The 2,152-nt window shown below is 37.4% G+C and carries 3 protein-coding genes; 2 read left to right on the top strand and 1 reads right to left on the bottom strand.

All coding sequences use genetic code 11. The annotated features are described in order from the left end of the window. Positions 1–710: hypothetical protein (locus VJ937_RS08875; protein ID WP_324066540.1), on the bottom strand; the 710-nt coding region annotated here is incomplete at its 3' end. A gap of 132 nt (positions 711–842) precedes the next feature. Here VJ937_RS08875 and VJ937_RS08870 point away from each other — a divergent pair. Together VJ937_RS08870 and VJ937_RS08865 are read left to right on the top strand one after the other, a co-directional pair. Then, on the top strand, positions 843–1,721 hold the full coding sequence (locus tag VJ937_RS08870) for a pyridoxamine kinase (protein ID WP_324066539.1): 879 nt from the start codon (positions 843–845) through the stop codon (positions 1,719–1,721). A 55-nt stretch (positions 1,722–1,776) separates the two neighbouring features. Continuing rightward, the coding region (locus VJ937_RS08865) for a glycoside hydrolase family 20 zincin-like fold domain-containing protein (protein ID WP_324066538.1) at positions 1,777–2,152 on the top strand (376 nt) is incomplete at its 3' end.

Here is a 2,152-nt window from a genome sequence, read left to right as displayed (position 1 = left end):
GCATTAACAAATTTAAAATAAACTTTAAGCTCACCGTCTTTTTGGAGGCCCTGATAGCGATTGCGCTGATCAATTTGCTCACTGTATTCTGATTCGTTTTCTTTATTGATTTTGTTATAGTCAAAACCCTCTACGGCTTCTTTAAGCGAATAGAAGTTATTGAGTTTTTCGCTCTCTTTTAAATCTTGATAGGTCTTGAATCCCGGGCTATTGATCAGTTTAAAGTACTTTTTCAGGTCGGGATGTTTTTTTAATGTTTTAAAACGTTTGGCTTTTTCCTTTTCTGCTTTGTGGTCAGCATCCATTTGTTTTTTCAGCTCCTCAATCTGTCCGCTTTCTACTGTTTCCTTGATTTCATTATATCGCTCCAGCTTTTCGCTTTTTTGTATTTCTTCAAAACGTTTGAGCTCATTTGATTCAAGGGTTTTGAAATAAAGCTGAATGCTTTTATCTTTCTGTAAGCTGGTGAATTCATTTATAAGCTTTTCCTCTTCACTGCCTGCAAATTTTATCGCCTCTATCTCTTTTTTCTTTTGTTGAAATTCATCAGATTCAATATAAGCTTTTAGCTCTTCATATTCCTTGAGTAGGTCAGACTGAGCAATTTCCTGATGTCTTTTTTGTTCTTCAATCAATTGGTTTCTTGATGATTCCAGTTTTTCTGTAGCCGGAATTTGTCCAAGTATGTTTTTAAACCACAAATTTGCCATAACGATTCAATTGTTTGTATAACTGATCAAGTGGATAAATATACAAATTTCACAGGTTTGGTGCCACTTTATTCTGAAATAATTGGCAAATTTGTGTATTGATCTGTCTCATTTATTAAAAAATATATTGCTATGTTAAAGAATCCTGTGCAAAAGGTAGCTGCTATTCATGATTTAAGCGGATATGGAAGAGCCTCGCTTACCGTTGTTATTCCTGTGCTTAGCTCCATGGGCTTCCAGGTTTGTCCAATTCCTACAGCTGTGCTTTCCACACACAGCCAGTATAAAAATTACCGTTTCGTTGATTTAACTGAACATATACCCGGTATTATGGAGCATTGGAAAGAGTTAAATCTTGAATTTGATGCCATTTACAGTGGTTTCCTTGGCTCTGCGCAGCAAATCGACATGATGATTGACTTCATTGATCAGTTTAAACGACCAGAAACAATAGTAATGATTGATCCTGTGTTGGGTGATAATGGTAAACTTTATGGGCCGTTTAACCAAGAAATGGTAGATGAAATGCGCAAACTGGTGTGCAAAGCTGATATTATTACACCAAATACCACTGAAGTGGGACTCTTGCTCAATAACGACCCTGAAATGATTAAAAATACAAAAGATACCTTGCAAGCTATTGATGAGCTCACGGCACTTGGGCCTGAAATTATTGTTGTCACAAGTGTGCCCGATGGCGACGATGGTAAAACTGCCGTAGTGGCATACAACCGTCAGGACGGGCGATACTGGAAAGTCCCGGTCGATTATTTACCAGCGGCTTATCCCGGCACAGGAGATACCTTTGCAAGTGTCTTGCTGGGATGCTTGCTACAGGGCGATAATTTACCCATGTCACTCGACCGGGCCGTTCATTTTATTTCGCACGGTGTCAGGTCTACATTTGGTTTTCATTACGACGAAAAAGAGGGTATATTGCTCGAAAAGGTTTTGCCTGCATTAAAAGCACCAGCCCAGATTAGTAGTTACGAAGTGCTAAAAAAACAATAACCCAGTTACCAATTGCTTTGCTTTACAAAATTGTGAGAAATAATTTATTATACAGATGCTTACAAAATTTATAAGGTTTTCGTTGCTTGCATGCTCATTAGTACTGATGCTCCCGGCGTGTGATAAAAAACAAATAGATGGACAAACAATGTTAATTCCCAAACCTGATAAAACGGTTTTCTATGAAGGCGCTATTCAATTAAATCAGGGGGTAAAAATATCATCTGATCAGGCATTCATCAGTGAATCGCAGCTGTTATCGGGTTATATTAAAAATTTCGGGTTTTTAATAGCCGAAAATGCAGAAAATGAGATTGTTCTGCAAATCGATAAGGCTATGAAACCAAATTCTTATGATTTAGAAATCAAACAACAAGTTGTTGTACTGAAATCTGGTGGTAATGCTGGATTGAAGTATGGTATTCAAACAT

The sequence above is a fragment of the Salinivirga sp. genome, from assembly GCF_035268865.1.
Taxonomy (GTDB): domain Bacteria; phylum Bacteroidota; class Bacteroidia; order Bacteroidales; family Salinivirgaceae; genus Salinivirga.
Note: the sequence above shows the minus strand (reverse complement) of the source record. Positions and strands in the feature narration are given on the sequence as shown.

Bases quoted from the DNA above. Each gene is read 5' to 3' on its own strand.
- VJ937_RS08870 (WP_324066539.1), top strand. From the start codon at position 843: ATGTTAAAGAATCCTGTGCAAAAGGTAGCTGCTATTCATGATTTAAGC.